This is a genomic window from Arthrobacter sp. NPDC056493, assembly GCF_042795115.1.
Lineage (GTDB): Bacteria > Actinomycetota > Actinomycetes > Actinomycetales > Micrococcaceae > Arthrobacter.
Map to the genome: position 1 here is coordinate 1 of NZ_JBHTSL010000131.1, position 1,337 is coordinate 1,337.

Below are 1,337 nucleotides of genomic sequence, written 5' to 3' on the forward strand. Positions count from 1 at the left end.
GTGTGTGGGGTGTGTGGTACGGGGTTGTTGTTTGAGAACTACATAGTGGACGCGAGCATCTTTTATAAGAAGCAATTTCCAAGAATATGAACCTGGATCTGGCCGTGCATCCTTTTGGGGTGTGGGGTTGGTTTTCATGGTTCTCTCGAAAAATGTTTTTTGATCTTTTGTGGTCAAGTTTTTAAGAGCACACGGTGGATGCCTTGGCATTAGGAGCCGAAGAAGGACGTAGGAATCTGCGATAAGCCTGGGGGAGTCGATAACCGGACTGTGATCCCAGGGTGTCCGAATGGGGAAACCCCGCTGGGCGCGCGAGTGACCCGGTGACCCGCATCTGAACACATAGGGTGCGTGGAGGGAACGCGGGGAAGTGAAACATCTCAGTACCCGCAGGAAGAGAAAACAACAGTGATTCCGTTAGTAGTGGCGAGCGAACGCGGATCAGGCTAAACCGACTCATGTGTGATAGCCGGCGGGCGTTGCATGGGCGGGGTTGTGGGACTTGTTGTCCTGGTTCTGCCGGACCGGGGAGGTGTGAGTGCTGGTATAGGTGAACGGTCTTGAAAGGCCGGCCGTAGAGGGTGTGAGCCCCGTAACCGTAATGCTGATGTGCCGCCTTTGATGAGTATCCCAAGTAGCACGGGGCCCGAGAAATCCCGTGTGAATCTGTCAGGACCACCTGATAAGCCTAAATACTCCCTAATGACCGATAGCGGACCAGTACCGTGAGGGAAAGGTGAAAAGTACCCCGGGAGGGGAGTGAAACAGTACCTGAAACCGTGTGCTTACAATCCGTCGGAGCAGCCGCAGCTTGCTGTGTCGTTGTGACGGCGTGCCTTTTGAAGAATGAGCCTGCGAGTTAGTGTTACGTCGCGAGGTTAACCCGTGTGGGGAAGCCGTAGCGAAAGCGAGTCTGAACAGGGCGTTGCAGTGGCGTGATCTAGACCCGAAGCGAAGTGATCTACCCATGGCCAGGTTGAAGCGACGGTAAGACGTCGTGGAGGACCGAACCCACTTCAGTTGAAAATGGAGGGGATGAGCTGTGGGTAGGGGTGAAAGGCCAATCAAACTTCGTGATAGCTGGTTCTCCCCGAAATGCATTTAGGTGCAGCGTCGTGTGTTTCTTGCCGGAGGTAGAGCACTGGATAGGCGATGGGCCCTACCGGGTTACTGACCTTAGCCAAACTCCGAATGCCGGTAAGTGAGAGCGCAGCAGTGAGACTGTGGGGGATAAGCTTCATAGTCGAGAGGGAAACAGCCCAGACCACCGACTAAGGCCCCTAAGCGTGTGCTAAGTGGGAAAGGATGTGGAGTCGCAGAGACAACCAGGAGGTTGG

Annotated in this window: 1 rRNA gene; it reads left to right on the plus strand. The window is 54.7% G+C overall.

Annotated features, from left to right (window positions below):
• Positions 1–171: 171 nt before the first annotated feature.
• Positions 172–1,337: ribosomal RNA gene (locus tag ACFQ50_RS24550) — 23S ribosomal RNA — on the plus strand; the annotation flags it as partial.